19 protein-coding genes are annotated in these 20269 nt (G+C 35.4%); 8 read left to right on the top strand and 11 right to left on the bottom strand.

The window, feature by feature from the left end; translation table 11 throughout:
* Window positions 1-2: 2 nt before the first annotated feature.
* Window positions 3-953 (top strand): DUF3078 domain-containing protein, encoded by a 951-nt coding sequence (locus tag ACMDB5_RS05510; RefSeq protein ID WP_414000363.1) that lies wholly within the window; start codon window positions 3-5, stop codon window positions 951-953.
* A 3-nt stretch (window positions 954-956) separates the two neighbouring features.
* Here the strand turns inward: ACMDB5_RS05510 and ACMDB5_RS05505 are convergent, their stop codons facing one another.
* The 5 genes from ACMDB5_RS05505 to ACMDB5_RS05485 form a co-directional block, all read right to left on the bottom strand.
* Window positions 957-2303: a deoxyguanosinetriphosphate triphosphohydrolase gene (locus ACMDB5_RS05505; protein ID WP_414000362.1), complete on the bottom strand. Its 1347-nt coding sequence runs from the start codon at window positions 2301-2303 to the stop codon at window positions 957-959.
* Between the two features lie 118 nt (window positions 2304-2421).
* A complete protein-coding gene (locus ACMDB5_RS05500; RefSeq protein WP_414000012.1) occupies window positions 2422-2892 on the bottom strand; it encodes an RDD family protein in 471 nt (156 codons plus the stop codon).
* Between the two features lie 322 nt (window positions 2893-3214).
* The gene (locus ACMDB5_RS05495; RefSeq protein WP_414000011.1) at window positions 3215-5626 is read right to left on the bottom strand and encodes a ribonucleoside-diphosphate reductase subunit alpha; all 2412 of its coding nucleotides are present in this window, start codon (window positions 5624-5626) and stop codon (window positions 3215-3217) included.
* A 174-nt stretch (window positions 5627-5800) separates the two neighbouring features.
* Window positions 5801-6778 carry a ribonucleotide-diphosphate reductase subunit beta gene (locus tag ACMDB5_RS05490; RefSeq protein ID WP_414000010.1) on the bottom strand — a complete coding sequence of 326 codons (978 nt, stop codon included), beginning with the start codon at window positions 6776-6778 and terminating at the stop codon, window positions 5801-5803.
* 263 nt (window positions 6779-7041) lie between these two features.
* Window positions 7042-7608 carry a DUF3109 family protein gene (locus tag ACMDB5_RS05485; RefSeq protein WP_414000009.1) on the bottom strand — a complete coding sequence of 189 codons (567 nt, stop codon included), beginning with the start codon at window positions 7606-7608 and terminating at the stop codon, window positions 7042-7044.
* Between the two features lie 248 nt (window positions 7609-7856).
* Here ACMDB5_RS05485 and ACMDB5_RS05480 point away from each other — a divergent pair, with 248 nt between their 5' ends.
* From ACMDB5_RS05480 to ACMDB5_RS05470, 3 genes are all read left to right on the top strand, one after another.
* Window positions 7857-8435 (top strand): MarC family protein, encoded by a 579-nt coding sequence (locus ACMDB5_RS05480; protein WP_414000008.1) that lies wholly within the window; start codon window positions 7857-7859, stop codon window positions 8433-8435.
* Between the two features lie 126 nt (window positions 8436-8561).
* Window positions 8562-8765, top strand: coding sequence for a hypothetical protein (locus ACMDB5_RS05475; RefSeq protein WP_414000007.1), 204 nt, complete (start codon window positions 8562-8564; stop codon window positions 8763-8765).
* A gap of 2 nt (window positions 8766-8767) precedes the next feature.
* The gene (locus ACMDB5_RS05470; RefSeq protein ID WP_414000006.1) at window positions 8768-9373 is read left to right on the top strand and encodes an FAD-dependent oxidoreductase; all 606 of its coding nucleotides are present in this window, start codon (window positions 8768-8770) and stop codon (window positions 9371-9373) included.
* Window positions 9374-9424: 51 nt separating this feature from the next.
* Here ACMDB5_RS05470 and ACMDB5_RS05465 read toward each other — a convergent pair whose 3' ends face one another.
* The 3 genes from ACMDB5_RS05465 to ACMDB5_RS05455 are packed head-to-tail and all read right to left on the bottom strand — an operon-like array spanning window position 9425 to window position 12022.
* Window positions 9425-10993, bottom strand: coding sequence for a S41 family peptidase (locus ACMDB5_RS05465; protein WP_414000005.1), 1569 nt, complete (start codon window positions 10991-10993; stop codon window positions 9425-9427).
* The gene (locus tag ACMDB5_RS05460; protein ID WP_414000004.1) at window positions 10994-11425 is read right to left on the bottom strand and encodes a deoxycytidylate deaminase; all 432 of its coding nucleotides are present in this window, start codon (window positions 11423-11425) and stop codon (window positions 10994-10996) included.
* A 3-nt stretch (window positions 11426-11428) separates the two neighbouring features.
* Window positions 11429-12022, bottom strand: a complete 594-nt coding sequence (locus tag ACMDB5_RS05455; protein ID WP_414000003.1) for a HupE/UreJ family protein — start codon at window positions 12020-12022, stop codon at window positions 11429-11431.
* A gap of 192 nt (window positions 12023-12214) precedes the next feature.
* Between ACMDB5_RS05455 and ACMDB5_RS05450 the strand changes: the two genes are divergently transcribed.
* A complete protein-coding gene (locus ACMDB5_RS05450) occupies window positions 12215-12646 on the top strand; it encodes a TerB family tellurite resistance protein (protein ID WP_414000002.1) in 432 nt (143 codons plus the stop codon).
* A 677-nt stretch (window positions 12647-13323) separates the two neighbouring features.
* On the opposite strand, the gene fbp is transcribed toward ACMDB5_RS05450, so the two are convergent.
* The gene (fbp, locus tag ACMDB5_RS05445; RefSeq protein WP_414000001.1) at window positions 13324-14343 is read right to left on the bottom strand and encodes a class 1 fructose-bisphosphatase; all 1020 of its coding nucleotides are present in this window, start codon (window positions 14341-14343) and stop codon (window positions 13324-13326) included.
* 159 nt (window positions 14344-14502) lie between these two features.
* On the opposite strand from fbp, the gene ACMDB5_RS05440 reads away from it, so the two are divergent.
* The 3 genes from ACMDB5_RS05440 to ACMDB5_RS05430 all read left to right on the top strand — a co-directional run bounded on the left by ACMDB5_RS05440 (window position 14503) and on the right by ACMDB5_RS05430 (window position 17271).
* Window positions 14503-15021: an N-acetyltransferase family protein gene (locus tag ACMDB5_RS05440; RefSeq protein ID WP_414000000.1), complete on the top strand. Its 519-nt coding sequence runs from the start codon at window positions 14503-14505 to the stop codon at window positions 15019-15021.
* Window positions 15022-15048: 27 nt separating this feature from the next.
* Window positions 15049-16305, top strand: coding sequence for an aspartate kinase (locus ACMDB5_RS05435; protein WP_413999999.1), 1257 nt, complete (start codon window positions 15049-15051; stop codon window positions 16303-16305).
* Window positions 16306-16662: 357 nt separating this feature from the next.
* On the top strand, window positions 16663-17271 hold the full coding sequence (locus tag ACMDB5_RS05430; RefSeq protein WP_413999998.1) for a hypothetical protein: 609 nt from the start codon (window positions 16663-16665) through the stop codon (window positions 17269-17271).
* Window positions 17272-17348: 77 nt separating this feature from the next.
* On the opposite strand, the gene ACMDB5_RS05425 is transcribed toward ACMDB5_RS05430, so the two are convergent.
* Together ACMDB5_RS05425 and ACMDB5_RS05420 are read right to left on the bottom strand one after the other, a co-directional pair.
* Window positions 17349-19292 carry an OmpA family protein gene (locus ACMDB5_RS05425; protein WP_413999997.1) on the bottom strand — a complete coding sequence of 648 codons (1944 nt, stop codon included), beginning with the start codon at window positions 19290-19292 and terminating at the stop codon, window positions 17349-17351.
* Between the two features lie 12 nt (window positions 19293-19304).
* Window positions 19305-20234 carry a type IX secretion system membrane protein PorP/SprF gene (locus ACMDB5_RS05420; RefSeq protein WP_413999996.1) on the bottom strand — a complete coding sequence of 310 codons (930 nt, stop codon included), beginning with the start codon at window positions 20232-20234 and terminating at the stop codon, window positions 19305-19307.
* Window positions 20235-20269: the final 35 nt, after the last annotated feature.

The following is a 20269-nucleotide window of genomic DNA, read 5'->3' as shown; positions in this document are numbered from 1 at the left end:
TGATAAAGTCAGCACGCAACGCCTTATTATTACTTTTTTTAATTTTTTCCACAAACAGTTTCGCACAAGATATTGTAAGCCCTAAACCCCTAAGTGCGGGTTCAAATTGGAAAGGTAAAAATACGGTTGGTTTCGATTTTAGCGAAATCGCATTTATGAACTGGAGCTCGGGAGGAGAAAGCTCGATCTCAGGATTATTAAAAGGAACCTTTGTTCTGACTTATTCCAATAATAATTTAAAATGGGTAGAAGAATTGGTTGTTCGCTATGGTGTTAACAAACAAGATGGCCTTGAACTTAGAAAAACAGATGATGCCCTTCGTTACAACTCTACTATAGGCTATCGAAGAGATAGTACTTCGAACTGGTACCATTCGGCAAAGTTTACTTTCAACACCCAGTTTACAAACGGTTACAAATATCCGAATAGAGAAATTGCTATTTCAAGACTTTTTGCTCCAGCCTACACTTTTCTAGGAGCCGGAGCTGAATATTCCAATAAGAAAAAAGATGAGAATCTTTACATTTCTCCTGTAACGATGAAAAACACTTTAGTTTTAGACCAAACCTTAGCTAATCAAGGAGCTTTTGGTGTTACCAAAGCTGCTTATGATCTTGAAGGTAATTTGATCTATGAAGGTAAAAGATCAAAAACCGAACTTGGCTTTTTGATAACAAGCTATTTGAAAAAAGAAATCGTTAAAAATATAATCATAGAAAACCGACTGAGCTTGTATTCTGATTACATCAATAATTTTGGGAATGTCGATATAGATTGCAACACACAACTTAATCTCGTTGTAAACCAATATGTAAGAGCAAATATTGGAGCACATTTTGTTTATGATGACGACATTAAAACTAAAGAAGAAATTAATGGAGTTCAACAAACCCTAGGCCCAAAACTGCAATTAAAACAAATTTTAGGCATAGGCTTAGAGTATGTATTTTAGCAATTAATCTTTCTTTCGTCCATTAATTGTTTCGTATAATTCTAATGCATTTCCATCTGTAAGCAAAGAAATAAAATGACAAATATGAAGTAATCGTTCATATACATTTTCCTTTTCCAAATGATGTTTCTCAGGTAATAATTTCAAAATTAACGAATCATAATTGGAAGCATTGCCATTAAATTTATTATTATAAGCCGTTATGAATTTATCCAACAGTGTTTGTATGATTTGATAGCCCACAATTTCTTTTTCGATGACCTCACGGCTTTGATAAATATTATTTACACTGATCTTTATAATATCATCCATTTGAACTTTATACTTACTCTTATCAGTCAAAGCATAAGGAAAATTCCCGTTTAAAATAGCTTCTTCATTATCAATGAAAACTTTTACGGCATCATTGATCAAACTTCCAATCGCCAAAGCGCGCAAATAACTTATTCTGTCCTCTTTCGTCTCTAATGTCTTATATTTTGAAGTATCAATACTGTCTTTTACCAATTTTATCAGATACTCTAATGCAAAATCCTCGGAAACCAATCCCAAATTGATTCCATCCTCAAAATCGATAATTGTATAACAAATATCATCGGCAGCTTCAACTAAATATGCCAGAGGATGTCTTTCAAATCCAACATCATTTCCCGATTTATTTGGGATCAACCCCATATCCGAAGCCACTTCCTGAAAAAAAGATTTATCGGTTTGGAAAAAACCATACTTTTTATCGGCAATATTCTTAGTTGGTTTTTTTGGCAGGCTTTCTTTTGGATATTTCATAAAAGCACCCAAGGTGGCATACGAAATTCGGAGTCCGCCTTCTATTCCGGGACGACTTGCCGTCAAAACCGAAAAACCATTGGCATTTCCTTCAAAATCGATCAAATCCTGCCATTCTTTTTCAGACATCTGATCTTTATATTGTTTACCATTTCCGATCGAAAAATACTCTCCAATTGCCTTTTCCCCTGAATGTCCAAAAGGTGGATTCCCGATATCATGCGCCAAAGAAGCAGCAGCAACGATAGCGCCAAAATCGTTCATATGATAGCCGTGAACTTCTTTCAAGTACGGGTATTTTTCAATAATTTTTTTGCCGACTAATCTTCCCAAAGAACGTCCCACAACTGAAACCTCTAAACTATGTGTCAATCGGGTATGAACAAAATCGGTTTTTGATAACGGAATAACCTGAGTTTTATCTTGCAAACTTCTAAAAGCCGACGAGAAAATAATACGATCATAATCAACTTCAAACCCCAAACGGGTATCGTCTTGCTCTACACGTAATCTTTTGCCTTTGTCACCTTGTCTTTTTAAAGATAAAAGTTGTTCCCAGTTCATTTTTGCCATCTGTATTTTTCTGAATTTTTAATGAGCGAATATAAAGAAAAAGAACCCCGTTGAATTAAAAAAAGCTGCCAAAAATGACAGCTTTTATATTTAAAGTTCAAAAAAAGAATTACAATAATTTCATCTTTTCAAGAAACTCATGCTTTTTGACCACATACGTAACCGATAAGGTATCATGCCATCCTCTTGAATTGCCCAATAAAAAGGAAAAAGCCTCAAAAGGAATCAACCGAGATAAAGTTCTTATGACAATGCTTTTCATATTGGGTCTTGAACCATTGTGCTTTACAACTATTGTTTTAGTGAAATATTTGGCAAAGGTTCTGGAGAAATACATTTCGGTTAGTCCGTAATAAAAAAACAGGATTAAAAGTCCAAAAAAGAAATTTTCAATTAGTGACAACGATTTCAACCAATTTGACGCAGCATAACTTTGGGTCAAATCTCCAATGATATTGATGGTTGTTCCAATAGTAATTTGGATGACATAAATAATCAACAAATCGATAATAAGATTGAGGAAACGCTGGCTTTTGGAAGCTAATAAATCATCTGTAACGGTAAATTCTTTACTTTCCATTTTTAATTTTTTAGGTTATCAAAAAAAACCTTTAACACCAATAACTATCTCAAATATAGTCAATTATTAACAAATTAAAACTATAAACTCTTGACATTTTAACCCAGACAAAAGTGAAAATATTTTTTATTTCCATCAGAATCGAGATAAAAAGATTGAAACAGAAAGCAGGAAAGGAGCACAGTGAACTGACGAAATAAACAGCCAAAAAAAAGCAGTTATCATTACAATAACTGCTTGTGATTTCTCTTTCGTCGAAATGACAAAAGCATTATATTTATTCTATTTCAATCAAAAGTCAAAAATCGTTAATCTAAAATCCTTAAGACCCACACATTTCACAATCATCTGGATCGGCATTTTTGGCCAATTCTATCATTGCTCTGTATTCATCTGCGCTCAACTCTACTGGAGCAGCTACAGCAACCGGAGTTGGCTTAGACAACACCTCAATTGGCTCTGCTTTTTTATCATTGTTCAATGTAAATTTAATTGCATCCACCGCAGCTTTTGTTCTCAAATAATACATTCCTGTTTTCAATCCAGATTGCCAAGCGTAAAAATGCATTGAGGTCAATTTAGAATAATTAGCGTTCTGCATAAACAGGTTCAACGATTGTGATTGATCTACAAAATAACCACGTTGGCGCGACATATCGATAATGTCTTTCATAGACATTTCCCAAACCGTTTTGTACAATTCTTTCAAATCTTGCGGAATGTTTAGATCCTGAACAGAACCGTTATTTCGCATTAATTCTTGTTTCAAGGTTTCGTTCCACAAACCACGCTCTACCAAATCATGCAATAAATGCTTGTTTACCACAATAAATTCTCCAGACAATACGCGACGTGTGTAAATGTTAGAAGTATAAGGCTCGAATGCCTCGTTGTTTCCTAAAATCTGAGAAGTAGAAGCAGTCGGCATTGGCGCAACCAATAATGAGTTACGAACTCCATGCTCCATAACTTCTTTTCTCAACGAAGCCCAATCCCAACGACCTGACAATTCCTCATCTTTCATTCCCCACATATTGTGTTGAAATTCTCCTTGAGACATCGGCGATCCTTCAAAAGTAGAATATGGACCTTCTTCTTTTGCCATTTCCATCGAAGCGGTTACAGCAGCAAAATAAAGGGTTTCAAAAATTTCCTGGTTCAGTTTTTTAGCACCATCGCTAGTAAAAGGCAAACGTAACATAATGAAAGCATCAGCCAATCCTTGTACCCCAAGACCAATTGGCCTGTGGCGTTTATTAGAATTTTCTCCTTCTTTTACCGGATAATAGTTTCTATCAATAACTCTGTTCAAGTTTCTAGTTACGCGTTTTGTAACGGCAAACAACAATTCGTGGTTGAATTCATTGTTCTCCACAAACATTGGCAACGAAAGAGAAGCCAGATTACAAACCGCAATCTCATCTTTCGAAGTGAATTCCATGATCTCCGTACACAAATTCGAAGAACGAATTGTACCCAAATTTTTCTGGTTTGATTTTCTATTAACAGCATCTTTATACAACATGTAAGGTGTTCCGGTCTCGATTTGCGATTCCAGAATTTTCTCCCACAATTCATGCGCTTTGATGGTTTTCCTACCTTTTCCTTGTTTCTCGTAACTTACGTACAAAGCTTCAAATTCTTCGCCATAAACATCATACAAGCCCGGACATTCATTAGGACACATCAAAGTCCAATAACTATCTTCCTGCACGCGTTTCATGAATAAATCAGAAGTCCACATCGCAAAGAATAAATCTCTAGCACGCATTTCTTCTTTTCCGGTATTCTTTTTTAGATCCAAAAAGTCAAAAATATCAGCATGCCAAGTTTCGATGTAAATTGCAAAACTTCCTTTACGCTTTCCACCACCTTGATCAACATATCTTGCCGTATCGTTAAAAACTCTCAACATAGGAACAATCCCGTTTGAAGTTCCGTTGGTACCACGAATATAACTTCCTGTAGCACGAACGTTGTGAATTGAAAGTCCGATTCCTCCCGCTGATTGCGAGATTTTGGCCGTTTGTTTCAAGGTGTCGTAAATCCCATCAATACTGTCGTCCTGCATCGCCAAAAGGAAACAAGAAGACATTTGAGGTTTTGGAGTTCCTGCATTAAACAATGTTGGAGTGGCGTGAGTGAAGAATTTTTTCGACATTAATTCGTAAGTTTCAATCACCGATTCTAAATCATCCAAGTGGATTCCAACCGAAACACGCATCAACATATGTTGCGGACGTTCTACAATTTTACCGTTTATTTTAAGCAAATACGAACGTTCCAATGTTTTGAAACCAAAATAATCGTAGTTGAAATCTCTATTATATATGACATGCGAATCCAAGAATTCAGCATTTTCCATAATCACTTTATGTACTTCCTCTGACAACAAAGGAGCGTCTTGTCCATTTCTCGGGTTTACGTAATGAAACATATCGTTCATCGTTTCCGAAAATGATTTTTTTGTATTGGAATGCAAATTCGAAATCGCAATTCTCGCCGCCAATTGTGCATAATCCGGATGCGCAATGGTCATTGAAGCCGCGGTTTCGGCTGCTAAATTATCTAATTCTGACGTAGAAACTCCATCATAAAGCCCTTCAATTACTCGCATCGCCACTTTCACGGCATCTACCAAATCATTCAAGCCATAGCATAGTTTTTTAATTCTATCTGTGATTTTGTCGAACATTACCGGTTCTTTGCGACCGTCTCTTTTTACTACGTACATAATTTTAGTGTGTGTTTAAAACAGAAAATCCCTTCCCTGTTTTTCGTTATTTGTTAATCATTGCGAGCAACGAAACAATATCATTTATTGAATCGTTTACTCTTTTTTTAAAACATTTACTTCGTCAGTTCGCTACACTCGCGCCCAGCTATTGGCTCAATAAAAATTTAATTTTTAAAAATCAGCGTCAAAAGATATTTTTTGAGCGTCAGAATCGGTATTCATAACTCCTGATTTTTGATATTCGGCTACTTTCTTTTCAAAGAAATTTGTTTTCCCTTGAAGCGAAATCATATCCATGAAATCAAATGGATTTGTAGTATTGTATTCTCTGTCGCAACCCAATTCTACTAATAATCTATCGGCTACAAATTCTAAATATTGCGTCATCAAAGTAGCATTCATCCCAATCAAACTCACCGGAAGTGACTCTGTGATAAATTCTCTTTCTATATTCAAAGCATCCACAATAATACTTCTGATTCTCTCTTTTGGTACCTTATTTACCAAGTGGTGATTGTGCAAATGCACCGCAAAATCACAGTGAACACCTTCGTCACGAGAAATCAATTCGTTAGAAAATGTTAATCCCGGCATCAAACCGCGTTTTTTCAACCAATAAATAGAACAAAATGCTCCCGAAAAGAAAATGCCTTCCACAGCTGCAAAAGCAATCAAACGCTCCGCAAACGAATCTGATTCGATCCATTTCAAAGCCCAGTCCGCTTTTTTCTTAATTGCTGGAAAAACTTCTAAAGCATTGAATAAATCATCTTTCTCCGCTTCATCTTTCACATACGTATCAATCAAAAGAGAATACGTTTCACTATGAATGTTTTCCATCATGATTTGGAAACCATAGAAAAATTTAGCTTCTGCATATTGCACTTCATTCACAAAGTTTTCCGCTAAATTCTCATTCACAATTCCATCCGAAGCTGCAAAAAAAGCGAGGATATGCTTGATAAAATATCTTTCGTCCTCGTTTAGTTTATTATTCCAGTCATTTAAATCTTGAGACAAATCAATTTCCTCAGCAGTCCAGAAACTAGCCTCCATTGATTTATAAAACTCCCAAATATCATTATGTTTGATTGGGAAAATCACGAAACGATTTTTGTTTTCTTGTAAAATTGGTTCAACTTGCGCCATTATAAATTATTTATTTTTTGAAATTTTAATGATTTTTTGTGCTTTCTGTGGATTACAAAGATTGTAAAATATTGCGGCAATTAAAAGCCAAACTTATTCACAATCTGTCCTAGTTTTTAACAAACAACCGAAATATAAAAATTTTCATGTTTTTTTACAAAGTATTGATTATTAGTTATTTAAAATAACCAATAACGTCTAAAGTACCGTAAAATATAGGATTAAAAAAACCTAAAAAACAAAGAGAAACTATATTTCTATTTTTATTTTTTTAACTCTTGAGCCACTTGCTCAAGCTCTGCATACCAGTCTTCTCCAAACTTTCGAACTAGTGCTTCTTTGACAAATTTATATACAGGAACTTCAAGCTCCTGACCTAAAGAACAGGCAGCATCGCATATATCCCATTTGTCGTAATTTACTGCTGCAAATTCGGAAAAATCTTTCACTCGGATAGGATACAAATGACAGGAAACAGGTTTTTTCCAATCGATTATTCCTTGATTGTAGGCTTGCTCGATACCGCAAAGAGCGGTTTTGCCGTCAAAAATTACATAAGCACAATCTTTATTGTCAATTAGTGGTGTTTCAAAATCCCCATCTACTCCTTTTATCCAAGTTCCTTGAGCCTCGATTGCCTCAATTCCTTGTTTGCGAAGAAAAGGCTTCACTTTAGGATAGATCTCTTCCAAGATTTTGGTTTCATCAAGACTTAATGGCGCTCCGGCATCACCGTCAACGCAACAAGCCCCTTTGCAGGCTGATAAATTACACACAAAATCTTTTTCTAATATATCTTCTGAAACGATGGTTTTTCCTAATTGAAACATTATTCTGTAGTCCTTAAATAATTAACTGCAAAGGTAATTAAAGTATCCAATAATTTACCGGATAAAACCCAATTTTAACCTTTAGACTCAGATTTAGCAGTAAATTAACCTCTAGTAAACACAGCTATAAAAGACCCAGAAACAAAACTATTTTCACAACCTTAGCCAAAAAACCTAAAATAACTCACTTATATTTTACATTAATAAATAATAAGTCAAAAAGTTTAACTTTGCTATCAAAAAAAGCCATGTTAGGATTAGACATAAAAGAAATTATAACCGTAGGAATGGTTCTCTTTGCCGTAATTGACATCATCGGTTCTGTTCCGATCATCATCGATTTAAGAACTAAATTTGGTCATATTGAATCCGAAAAAGCCTCTTTGGCCTCCGGTTTTATTATGATTACTTTCCTTTTCATAGGTGAAGAACTGTTAAACTTAATAGGCATTGATGTCAATTCATTTGCTGTAGCGGGTTCTTTTGTTTTATTCTTTTTAGCTCTCGAAATGATTTTAGGCATCCGCATTTACCGCGACGAAGAAGCCAGCTCGGCCTCAATAGTACCTCTCGCCTTTCCTCTGATTGCAGGAGCAGGAACCATGACAACCTTGCTTTCATTGCGATCTCAATTCCATACTGCAAACATTATTATAGCCATTTTACTAAATATTATTTTGGTTTATATTGTTTTAAAATCTTCTTCTAAGATCGAAAGAATGCTAGGAAAGAACGGCCTTGGAGTTATCCGGAAGACTTTTGGAGTGGTACTTCTAGCAATTGCTGTTAAATTATTCGCTGCGAATGTTAAAGGTTTGTTTCTCTAATATTTTTTTTTATAAATTTACCCTCTAATGATCGCTGTAAAAATAGTCTTACTCTTAAGAACTATCCTTTAATCTCAAAATAGTCAAAACCATTTTGGGTTTAAAACAGAGATAAAAAATCAACTCATGAAAATATTTACTAACATTTTAGTATTTCTAGCATTAGCTCTTATTGTATTCAATATTACATTACTTGATTTCCAAAACCCGTTCCAAGGAGACAGCATTGTCGCTTTTATTGGAATTGCAGCATCATTCTGCGCAGTATTAATTCTTTTAATTTTTAGAATGTCTAAAAAAATAGAAGAAAAAATGAAAGACAAGCTGTAATCATGTTTGACGTCCTAATTATTGGCGGTGGCGTTTCGGGAATGTCTTGCGCACTCGTCTTAGGCTCCGCAAAAAACAAAGCCTTTGCCAACAATAAAAAAATAGGGGTTTTTACCCACCAGAAGACATCTTCACTCCAAGAAGCTGTTTTTAATAATGCTTACGGAATTCCTCCTGGCAAATTAGGCTCGGATTTACTCCTTGAAAGTACAAAACATCTATCCGATACTTATCCGCACATAGCTCAAATTCCTGGCGAAAAAGTCATCAAAATCGAAGGTCAATTTCCTGAATTTACCATCACGACTAACAAGAACAACTATAAAACCAAAATAATTGTAGTTGCTATTGGTGCCGCAAACACATTTGCAATCGAAGGATTGATGCAGTACATAGAAGCTCACAAAAAATCACTACCCGAAAAACAACGCATTCAGTTGCGAAATACAGATCATAAAGTTACCGAAGGAATTTATGTAGCGGGAACACTTGCCGGCTGGAGAAGTCAACTGGCTATTGCTGCAGGAAGTGGAGCTGCCGTAGCAACTGACATCCTTACTTTATGGAATAACGGTATTCAAACCCATGCACACGATAGTATTAGGTAAACTATCGTTCTAACTTAAATCCGATTGCTTTCTTAAACTGTGATTGTTTCTTTATTTCAAGACTGCTTTTATCATCGCATCTTCTTTTAAAACAATCTTATAATAATAACTTTCTCCAAACAATTGTCGGGCAAATTCGGCCTCAAGATAGCGTTTCACTAAACCTTTGCTGTTTTTTAATCTTATATTCAACCCAGTATTAGAAAGGTATTTTTGGAAGGAGTTGAAATACAAATCATCTGAATTCATTTTGGCAATAAACTTTTCGAAAGTCAAGCCTTTAAAAACATTTCTGTTGCTATCCAATTGCTCAAACACAAATCTGCCAACAATTCCCGATTGCATCAAATAAGAGACATTTATATCGCCATGTTCTGCTTCAACAGCAACAAATAAATCCGGAACAATACCTCCGCCTCCATAAACAATTTTCCCTTTTGGCGTTTTGAATTTCAAACTGTCCGCCACTTTTATACTATCTTTACTAAGCAATTCCCCATTTAAAAATCGAGATTCCGACTCTTTAAGATAAGCTTCGTTTCCTTTAGAATAGGTTTTTTGTATGGAACGTCCCGTTGGCGTATAATATCTAGCAACCGTTAACCGTACTGCTGATCCGTCTTCAAAATCCATTTCGCGCTGCACCAAGCCCTTGCCAAAAGAACGGCGACCAACAACAATCCCTCTGTCATTATCCTGAACAGCACCTGCTAGAATTTCACTTGCCGAAGCGCTATTTTCATTGATTAAAACAAAAACTTTTCCGGTTTCAAAATCTCCTTTTTTAGTGGCAAAAGTTTTTTGTATTTTGCCTTTTTTATTTTTGGTAAAGACTATTAATTGCTTATCCTTCAGCAATTCATCGGCGATTGCTATCGCTTCTTCCATATATCCTCCGCCATTATCCCGAAGGTCAATAACCAATGATTTCGCACCTTCTTTTTTCAATTTAGCCAATCCACTTTTAAATTCCGCAAAAGTTGTTTCGGCAAATCGATTGATTTTAATATAGCCTGTACTTTCATTTAAAAGCAAAACCGCATCAACACTTTTTAAAGGAACAATATCTCGAGTAATCTTTAATTTGATTTTTTTTCGCTCCGATTTTCTAAAAACCGTAAGTTCCACCACGGAACCTTGCGCACCTTTTAATTTAGAAAACAAACTATCGCTTGGCAACTTACGCCCAAATAATTTTGTTTTACCAGCATAAAGAATCCTATCACCCGCTTTTATTCCGGCTTTTGCAGAAGGACCGCCTTCGACCGGTTTTATAACCGCCACAGAATCATTATACATATAAAAATTCACCCCAATACCCACAAAGTCCCCCTTCATGTTCTCAGCAATCTGCAGCTGTTCGCTTGGCGGCACATAAACGGAATGCGGATCTAATTGACCCAAAATATTATCAACGGTTTTATCTACAATAGAATCTGTATTTACGTCATCTACATATTCGTTATCAATAAAGTCAATCAGCTTATTGAGTTTGGCTTTGGAATTGTTTTTTGCCAAAAATTGATTTTCACCAGAAGAACCTAACCACCCACCAAGAACCACTCCAAATGCCAGAGTAGCAAAAATTAGGACTGGGAAGTATTTAGGATTGGTTTTCATTTATTCTTCTAATATTGGAATATGTTCGACTTCTATACCAGCTTTGATTAAAAACTGGATTCCGGAATCATCACGATAGCCGTTATGGTACACTACTCTTTTTATTCCGGATTGATGTATTAATTTACTACATTCCTTACAAGGAGACAAAGTAATATACAAAGTGGCTCCTTCGCAGGACTGAGTCGACCTAGCTACTTTAAGGATCGCATTAGCCTCAGCATGTAAAACATCCCAACGGGTCAAGCCTAGATCATCTTCACAGCAGTTTTCAAATCCTGTTGGAGTTCCATTATAACCATCCGAAATAATCATTCGATCTCTAACAATGATTGCACCTACTTTTTTACGGTTGCAATAGGACAAAAGTCCCCATTCGGTTGCTATTCGGAGATAGGCCTTATCGTATTTATTTAATTTTTTCTTTTCCATTTATTATCTTGTCCAGATTTCGTTCTCAATAATCATTGGCAAAACCACCCCAATCACAAATGCCGACATAACTAAAGTCCAATCCCTTTTTGAGAATCTGAAAACCGTTTGAACAATATACGACAAAATCAGAACTATAAAAACGACAATAATTTGAGCCGCTTCAATTCCTAAAGCAAATTCTGATAATGGCAATAATTTAGAAGCCGTGCTTCCGCCAAGGATCGATTTGAAATAATTTGAAAACCCAAGACCATGTATTATACCAAAGAAGAGCGTTACAAAGAAAATCAAATTGATACTTTCCTTTTTATTTGATTTACCGGCTGTAAAAAGATTAAAAAATGCCGTTATTAATATCGTAATAGGAATTAACAGCTCAACCACATTTACTTTAATGGTAATGATTCCCATAACCGAAAGCAACAAAGCCATCGTATGCCCCACTGTAAAAAGTGTTACTAATAGAACGATTCGTTTCCAGTCTTTAAAAGAAAAAGGAATTGCAAGAGCTATTAAAAACAAAACATGATCATAGGCTTTTATATCCAAAACGTGTTGTAATCCTATTTGAAAGTAAATCCAAAATTGCGACATAGGTTGATTTAATTAATTTTTATTATCGGGGATGTAAACTTACGATTTATTTTGAAAATCTTGGATTTGAATCTCCAAATCCGGAAATTAAATTTTACTTTGAAAAAAAGAAAATTAATAGGAAATTAAAAGGGTTTTGAATTTTATAATTTAAAAATTGAATTATCTTTGTAAGACAAAAAACAATTAATTATGTCATTTTCAGATTTATTTGATAGCGAATTTAAACAAAGAAATAAAGGTCATTTTTCTGCAATTGTCCGCGTAGCTCTAGCGGATGGAGTTTGTGCCCCAGAAGAACAAGCCTTTTTGAACAAATTGGCTACTAAACTAGAAATTACTCCCGAAGAGTATGAAGAAATTTTAGAAAACCCACTAAAATATCCAATCAATCCTCCGTATTTATATACACAACGTTTAGAGCGTTTGTTCGACTTAGCCAGAATGGTTCATATTGATCATCAATTAGGAGACAAACAAGAAACTCTTTTGAACAGAATTGGTTTGGCTTTAGGTTTCACACCAGGAAACGTTAAGCACATTATCGCTAAAGCACTTTCTCTAGTAGATAAAAAAGTAGATTTAGACACTTTCGTCTTTGAGATGCAAAACATGAATAGATAGTAAAAAGCTCTTAAAAATTGAGGGCTCTGAAAAAGCTACTCTTTTTCAATAATTCATAAAAAAGCGATTAAGTTAAAAGTATTTTTTTCTTAATCGCTTTTTCTTTTTGAACTGCTTCGCAAATACTTAGTTGTTTTCATACACTATCCATGCTTTATCCATGCCTTTGATCTGTCCTTGACCCGTCCTGTGACTTTTCTTTTTTGCTTGATCAAAAAAGAAACAAAAAAATCACTGCCTGACTATTTTTATCTCAAAATCGTCGAACAAATTTCCCCTATCGCGACCCCAGCCGCTCGTCGTTCCTCCTCGACTCGGGGGTCACTCCCGCCGGCCAACGCAGAAATCTGCTCCGTGATTTTAGAGATAAAAATAGTAGGGCGAGGTAAAGATTGTTAATAATAACTATTGGGAGCTTGTCAACATTCTGTTCTCTGAGTTTTACCTTTGTATGCTGTTGCTATTTTATTAAATTTTTACTTTTTAAGCTCAGTTAACTTTATTTTAAGTGGTGCTTGCTGAATCTTCGATTTGTCTTTAAAAAAAGTAATTCCGGTTATAGTTATAAACGAAAAAGGAGTAGAAAAACGATGATTTCTACTCCTTTTTTAAATCTTTAATTCATCGAATGAGCTTTTAAGTGCGCTCAACAAAACGGAAGCTTTTTTTATGTATTTTTAGTATTTGCTTAATCTCGCTTCGTTCATAAATTCCTCCGCCTTTTCTACCATATTATAGCTACCGCAGAAAAACGGAACTCTTTCATGCAGTTCACTCGGTTCTATTTCCATTATTCTTCCAAAACCATCTGAAGCTTTACCTCCGGCTTGTTCAGCTATAAAAGCCATCGGATTGCATTCATACAATAAACGCAATTTTCCCTTTGGCGCCTTAGAACTTGTTGGATAAATATAAATTCCGCCTTTTATCATATTTCTGTGAATATCCGAAACCAGACTTCCTATATAACGAGATGTATAAGGTCTGTCACCTTCTTCCGTTTGACAATACTTAATGTAGTTTTTCACCCCTTGCGGAAAATGAATATAATTCCCTTCATTTATCGAATAAATATTCCCATCCTTAGAAAATTGCATATTAGGATGCGATAAATAAAATGTCCCAATAGCTGGATTTAATGTAAATCCGTTTACTCCATGACCTGTGGTATAAACAATCATCGTCGAAGTGCCATAAATAACATATCCTGCCGCAACTTGATTAATTCCCGGTTGCAAAAAATCTTCTAATGTTACCGGCGTCCCTATTGGTGTAATTCTTCTATAAACCGAAAAAATAGTCCCTACGGAAACATTAACATCAATATTCGAAGAACCGTCGAGCGGATCCATCAAAACCACATACTTATTGTTATGACTTTGATCACTGCCTTCTACGGTAATAAAATCATCATTCTCTTCGGAAGCAATCCCGCATACAATCTCTCTATTTATTAAAGTCTGGATAAAAACTTCATTTGCATAAACATCCAGTTTTTGTTGGTCTTCTCCCTGAATATTTTGCTCTCCGGCTGCTCCGACTATGTCAACCAATCCTGCTTTATTTACTTTATAATTGACCACCTTGGCCGCCAATCGGATGGAATTGATAATTCTGGATAATTCACCCGATGAATATTGAAAAGCATTCTGGTTTTCAATAATAAATTCCCCTAAGGTCTTATTGCGTTCTTTCATTACGAAATCGTTGTAGTTAATTTGAAGTCACAAATATCGTTTTTTTTGTGAAAATGGATTCAATAATATTTACTTAGTTTGCCAGTATTGTATATTTGCTGTTAAAACAGCGTGGTAGACTATAAAAAAACCATCTTTTAATCCCAAAAAATAGCACTTATGAACATTCGAAGAGGAAATCCTGAGGACATGAACGCCGTTTTGGGACTGATTCAAGAACTAGCTGATTTTGAAAAAGAGCCAGATGCCGTTTTAATAACTGCTGAAGATTTAATCCGCGATGGTTTTGGATCTACACCTCTTTTCTATGTTTTTGTAGCCGAAGTTGATTCGGTGCAGAATCCCGATAATTATAGAAATGAACAGGGGAAACAGATTGTTGGAATAGCCTTGTATTACTACCGTTACTCAACTTGGAAAGGAAAAATACTCCATCTTGAGGATTTAGTTGTAAAGCAAGAAATGAGAGGAAGTGGCGTAGGCTACGCCTTATATTCTGAAATTATAAAACAGGCAAAAAAAGATCAGGTTCGAAGAATAGACTGGCATGTCCTGGACTGGAATACTCCTGCAATAGAGTTTTACGAAAAAACCGGTGCCAAATACCTAAAAGACTGGTCGGTTGTCCAAATGGATGAAGCAGGTATTAATGAATTCATAGAGAACAAATTAAAATAAACAAAATTAAATTATATTTCTAATAATATGAGAGTATTCAAATTTGGTGGCGCTTCCGTCAAAGATGCAGATGGGGTTAAAAACGTTTATGAGCTTTTACAAAAAGTAGGTTATGAAGATGTGCTTTTGGTGGTTTCGGCCATGGGAAAAACCACAAATGCTCTTGAAACAGTTATAAAAGACTATTTCGATAAATCGGCTGCATTACAATCATCAGTGCAAGAAGTAAAAAAATACCACAATCAGATCCTATTGGATTTATTTGAAGATGATAAAAATGGAGTTTTTTTAGCAGTGAGCACTTTGTTCTCTGAATTAGAATATTTTTTAGCACATAACAAATCTCCAAATTACAATTTCGTTTACGATCAAATTGTGAGTTACGGAGAATTGATTTCGACAACAATACTTAGTCACTTCATGAATTACATGGGTATCAAAACGCAATGGATTGATGTACGTAGTTTCATAAAAACAAATTCGAATTACAGAGATGCCGAAGTCGATTGGGAAGCAACCCAAAAGAACATTTCTAAAAATGTAAAAAGAAAAAACTTAAATATTACACAAGGGTTCCTAGGTTCAGACGATAATAATTTTACCACCACTTTAGGTCGTGAAGGTTCTGATTATACAGCCGCTATTTTTGCCTATTGCCTAAATGCAGATAGTGTGACAATCTGGAAAGATGTACCCGGAGTTATGAATGCCGATCCACGATATTTTGAAAATGCACGTTTGCTGAATCACATTTCCTATAGAGAAGCCATTGAATTAGCTTTTTACGGCGCAACCGTAATTCACCCAAAAACATTACAGCCTTTACAGAAAAAAGAAATTCCTTTGTATGTAAAATCTTTTATCAATCCATTATTAGAAGGAACAGAGGTATCAAAAGGCGCTGCTCTAGAGCCGTATTTACCTTGTTTTATCGTTAAAAAAAATCAATTACTGATTTCTCTTTCATCGATAGATTTTTCTTTCATCATGGAAGAAAACATCAGTAGTATCTTTTCACTATTTCACCAATTCAAAATTAAGGTAAATTTAATTCAGAACTCTGCCATTAGTTTCTCGGTATGTGTGGAAGACAAATTTGACAACTTTAGTCAGTTGAACAGCATTTTATCAAAAAACTTCAAGGTTGATTTTACTGAAAATGTGACACTTTACACTATCAGACATTTTAATGAAGAGGCTGCGCAAACAGTTGAAAACGGCAAAACGGTACTTTTAAAACAAATAAGCACCGAAACCATGCAGATTGTGACCAGCGGAAATTAAAAAGCTTTTCCAATAATCTCATTTATTTAAAACCACATAATTTCCCTGGATTTCACTTTCCAGGGATTTTTTTTTGCTGTAAATAAATAAAACACTCCTCTATCAGGCCAACTTATTGAAAACAAAACTTCAAGTTGCCTCATCCGAATATAAAGGCGTTCCAACTTACAAATCGAATTGAATAATAAGTAAGCATCGCAATTCTAAAAACGAATTCCTTCAAGCCCTTCATAAAAAACTGTTTTTAAGACAAAACAAGCAATTCTAATTTATTCTTTTATAGAATGTTCAGGAAATTATAAGAAGCTATTTAATAATTTACTATTTTTAACATAGAAACCTTAAAATCAAACCACTATGAAAAAATTATTAATATTATTTATGCTCTTCGCTTTTTCCAGCAACTTTTATGCTCAAGAAACTGCCACAAAAAAGAAAACAACCAAAGCAAAAACTGAAAAAGCTGCAGCTGAGAAAGAAGCCAAAAAACAGGCGGCAAATGAAAAAAGAAAAGCAACTATAGCTGCCAAAAAAGAGGCTGCTGAAACCGCAAAAAAAGAAGCTGAAAAAGAAGCCAAAAAACAGGCTGCAAACGAAAAAAGAAAGGCTACAATAGCTTCTAAAAAAGAAGCCGCTGAAACCGCAAAAAAAGAAGCTACGAATGAAAAAAGAAAAGTAACTATAGCAGCCAAAAAGGAGGCCACAGCTAAGGAGGCTACTACAAAAGGAGCAATGAAATCGGCGACAGGAAAAGCAAATGCAGATGTTAATAAAATAGACTCCAAAATTAAAAACGAAAAAAACAAAACCACTAAGAAAGTGAAAGAGGTTTCCAGTAATGAAAAAGCTCCAAAAGTAGCGGATAAAATCACGGGCGAGTATAACGGTAAAAAAGTATATACCGGTCCAAGAGGAGGGAAATATTATATTAATTCAAATGGGAATAAAACGTATATTCAGGAATAATAGATTTTTTTTAAATTACAAAAAAGAGCCTCTCCAAATAAGGAAAGGCTCGTTTTTTGTTATAGTAATGTGTTTCTTTAATGCATTGAAACAATAATAAACTCGCTACGCCTATTGGCTTGATGTTCTTGTTCAGAACACTTGACACCATCGCTGCATTTATTTAGCAATTGACTCTCACCATAACCCTTACCGCTAAGTCTATCAGCCGAAATACCGTTTTTGATCAACCAAGCCACGGTAGATTTAGCTCTTCTATCTGATAAAGCCAAATTGTATTGGGCCGTTTGACGGCTATCCGTATGCGAACGAACTTCGATTTTCATTTTTGGGTATTGTTTCATCACATCCAATATTTTCTCTAACTCAAACGCTGCTTCTTTGCGCACAACTGATTTATCGAAATCGAAATAAATCATTTTTATGCCAAAACACTTCCCTAAGTCATCCCCAACGACAACTTTACAAAGCGTTTTTATCAAGGCCAACGAAAATATTGTTTTCCCACTTGTCTTGGCCACAGAAACAAGCATTTCCTTAGTCTCATAGTTATGTTGCGCTGCCCTTACATAATATGTTTTTCCGCAAAATACACCAAAATCATAGTGCCCTTTTTTATCTGTCTTAGTCTCCTTTAAAAGAACAAAATTTTCATCAAATAGACTTACAACAGCATTAGCCAAAACCAAAGCTGTTTCCTGATCGGTTATAAGACCGGACAAAGACTGCTCACATTTAATTTTTTTGATTTCAGTAAACTTATAGATATCGTCAAAACCTTTACCTCCCGCTCTGTTTGACGTAAAAAAACCATGACGCGTTTTACTGTCTATCAAAAAGGCAAAATCATCCGAAGGGCCGTTTACAGGCGCGCCCAAATTTTGAACTTCGTCAAAGCCGCCTTCTTTTGTCATTTGGCTTACAAACAGATCCAATCCTCCTAAGCCGGGACGTCCATCGGTAGCAAAATACAGCTCATTATCATCGGATACAAATGGGAAGGTTTCCCTGCCTTCGGTATTGACTTTAGGTCCCAAGTTTACGGGCTTACCATAAGTTCCATCTTTGTTTATAGCAACCTTAAACAAATCCGACTGACCATAAGTACCAGGTCTATCCGAAGCGAAATAAAGGGTTTTATTATCCGAACTCAAAGCTGGATGCGCAGTGCTAAATTGATCACTATTAAAAGGCAAGGCGGTTACATTCACCCATTTTCCTTTGCTATTTCTTGTGGCCTTATATATCTTCAAAAGATTTATCTTATTATCATTTTTCCCTTTTTTGCCATCTAAGAAATTATTACGGGTAAAATACATGGCTGTGCCATCTTTTGTAAACACAGGCGTAGCTTCATGAAATTTAGAATTTAGCCTTTTACCAAATAAAACTGGCGCAGACAGTTCACCACTTGCATTGATTTCGGAACTGTACAAATTAGTAAAGGTTTGATTGTTCCATCGAGCTATTTTTTTGGAAACTCCACCTGTATCACGAGAAGAAGTAAATACTAACTTATTGTCAAAAAAAGAACTTCCATAATCTGAATACTCCGAATTGATTCCTGCATCAGCAATAGTATAACGCCCCGAATTGGCTTTAATTTCCTTTAGATAATTTTTATTTTCTATAAAGAGTTTTGCTCTTTGGTCATTCCCTGATTTTTTATTGAATTGTTCCAGCATTTTATCGGCTTTGACATAATCCCCAATCGATTTGAGTGCTTGTGAATACCGATAATAATATTCTGGCTCTTGCTCCTGATTCATAGCAAAAAGTTCCGAATACCATTTAGCTGCCCGAGTCAAATCAGCAATAAAATAATAGGAATTCCCTAATTTTTGAAACATCTTCTCGTCTTTATAGCACTTGTCAGCCAGACGCTCATAGGTGGCTATTGCATCTACATAAGCATAGCGATCGTACAGCTTGTCGGCAGCGACAATGCGAGATTTTTGGCTACAGGCTTGAAAAAAAAACACGCTTATAAGAAGGCTGTAAAATAAATTCTGTATTCTCATATCCCTTTAGTATTAAAAAAACCTAGGACAAGCCATTCTAGTGTACCTATTAAATAACTCAAATCTTAAAAAGATCTCATGAGAACCTGAGTTGTAATTTTCTAATCGAGTGGTTTCCATATCATAACTATAGCCAATGAACCAAGAATCACTTGCATAAAAACCAACCAAACCGCTAAGGGCAGCACTCCATCGGTAGGATAAACCAGCCATAAATTTTTCATTAAACAAAAAATTTCCTGACAAATCTAACTGAACTGGAGCACCTTGCACCATCTTTGCAAGTACCGAAGGCTTGAATCTTACATCATAACTTAAATCAAAAACATGTCCTGCAATTAAGTAAAGGTGCATGTTCTCAACGGCGACATGACTATTAGCTCCCTTGGCTGCATATCTATCGAAATGTTTGGTTTCTAAAAAATTAGGAACTGACAGTCCGATATAACTATTCTCCGAATGCAAATAGACACCCGCACCAATATTAGGAGAAAATCTATTATCAATATTGGTTTCAAATTGATAATCATTCAAATCATATTGATTCAATTTACTGAAATCGATATTGAGTAAATTAGCAGTTGCTTTCAATCCAAAAGACAATTTGAAATCATCAGAAGTTGGTATCGTGTAAGAAAAATCGGCAGAGATACTATTCTCATCCGAAGGACCTATTTTATCATTGACAATAGAAACACCAAGTCCCACATCGCTGCCATTTATGGGAGTGTGAATTGAGGCTGTATTGGTCACCGGAGCCCCGCCAAGTCCCACCCATTGGGCTCGATGCAAGACAAAAACACTCATAGCTTCCCGCGATCCCGCATAAGCTGGATTGACATTGATCGTGTTGTACATATATTGTGTAAACTGCGAATCTTGTTGAGCATAACCAACAGTGGTTAAAAAAAATAAAAATAGTAGTGTAAACTTCTCTCTCATAATATTTTTATAATACCGAGGGATTGTCCTCCCCC

The organism is Flavobacterium sp. W1B, from assembly GCF_047344965.1.
Classification (GTDB): domain Bacteria; phylum Bacteroidota; class Bacteroidia; order Flavobacteriales; family Flavobacteriaceae; genus Flavobacterium.
Note: the sequence above shows the minus strand (reverse complement) of the source record. Positions and strands in the feature narration are given on the sequence as shown.

Coding starts and splice junctions, on each gene's coding strand:
- ACMDB5_RS05440 (WP_414000000.1), top strand. CDS start 14,503: ATGAACATTCGAAGAGGAAATCCTGAGGACATGAACGCCGTTTTGGGA.
- ACMDB5_RS05420 (WP_413999996.1), bottom strand. CDS start 20,234: ATGAGAGAGAAGTTTACACTACTATTTTTATTTTTTTTAACCACTGTT.
- ACMDB5_RS05475 (WP_414000007.1), top strand. CDS start 8,562: ATGAAAATATTTACTAACATTTTAGTATTTCTAGCATTAGCTCTTATT.
- ACMDB5_RS05470 (WP_414000006.1), top strand. CDS start 8,768: ATGTTTGACGTCCTAATTATTGGCGGTGGCGTTTCGGGAATGTCTTGC.
- ACMDB5_RS05450 (WP_414000002.1), top strand. CDS start 12,215: ATGTCATTTTCAGATTTATTTGATAGCGAATTTAAACAAAGAAATAAA.
- ACMDB5_RS05490 (WP_414000010.1), bottom strand. CDS start 6,778: ATGGCGCAAGTTGAACCAATTTTACAAGAAAACAAAAATCGTTTCGTG.
- ACMDB5_RS05435 (WP_413999999.1), top strand. CDS start 15,049: ATGAGAGTATTCAAATTTGGTGGCGCTTCCGTCAAAGATGCAGATGGG.
- ACMDB5_RS05500 (WP_414000012.1), bottom strand. CDS start 2,892: ATGGAAAGTAAAGAATTTACCGTTACAGATGATTTATTAGCTTCCAAA.
- ACMDB5_RS05495 (WP_414000011.1), bottom strand. CDS start 5,626: ATGTACGTAGTAAAAAGAGACGGTCGCAAAGAACCGGTAATGTTCGAC.
- ACMDB5_RS05460 (WP_414000004.1), bottom strand. CDS start 11,425: ATGGAAAAGAAAAAATTAAATAAATACGATAAGGCCTATCTCCGAATA.
- ACMDB5_RS05455 (WP_414000003.1), bottom strand. CDS start 12,022: ATGTCGCAATTTTGGATTTACTTTCAAATAGGATTACAACACGTTTTG.
- ACMDB5_RS05465 (WP_414000005.1), bottom strand. CDS start 10,993: ATGAAAACCAATCCTAAATACTTCCCAGTCCTAATTTTTGCTACTCTG.
- fbp (WP_414000001.1), bottom strand. CDS start 14,343: ATGAAAGAACGCAATAAGACCTTAGGGGAATTTATTATTGAAAACCAG.
- ACMDB5_RS05485 (WP_414000009.1), bottom strand. CDS start 7,608: ATGTTTCAATTAGGAAAAACCATCGTTTCAGAAGATATATTAGAAAAA.
- ACMDB5_RS05505 (WP_414000362.1), bottom strand. CDS start 2,303: ATGAACTGGGAACAACTTTTATCTTTAAAAAGACAAGGTGACAAAGGC.
- ACMDB5_RS05430 (WP_413999998.1), top strand. CDS start 16,663: ATGAAAAAATTATTAATATTATTTATGCTCTTCGCTTTTTCCAGCAAC.
- ACMDB5_RS05425 (WP_413999997.1), bottom strand. CDS start 19,292: ATGAGAATACAGAATTTATTTTACAGCCTTCTTATAAGCGTGTTTTTT.
- ACMDB5_RS05480 (WP_414000008.1), top strand. CDS start 7,857: ATGTTAGGATTAGACATAAAAGAAATTATAACCGTAGGAATGGTTCTC.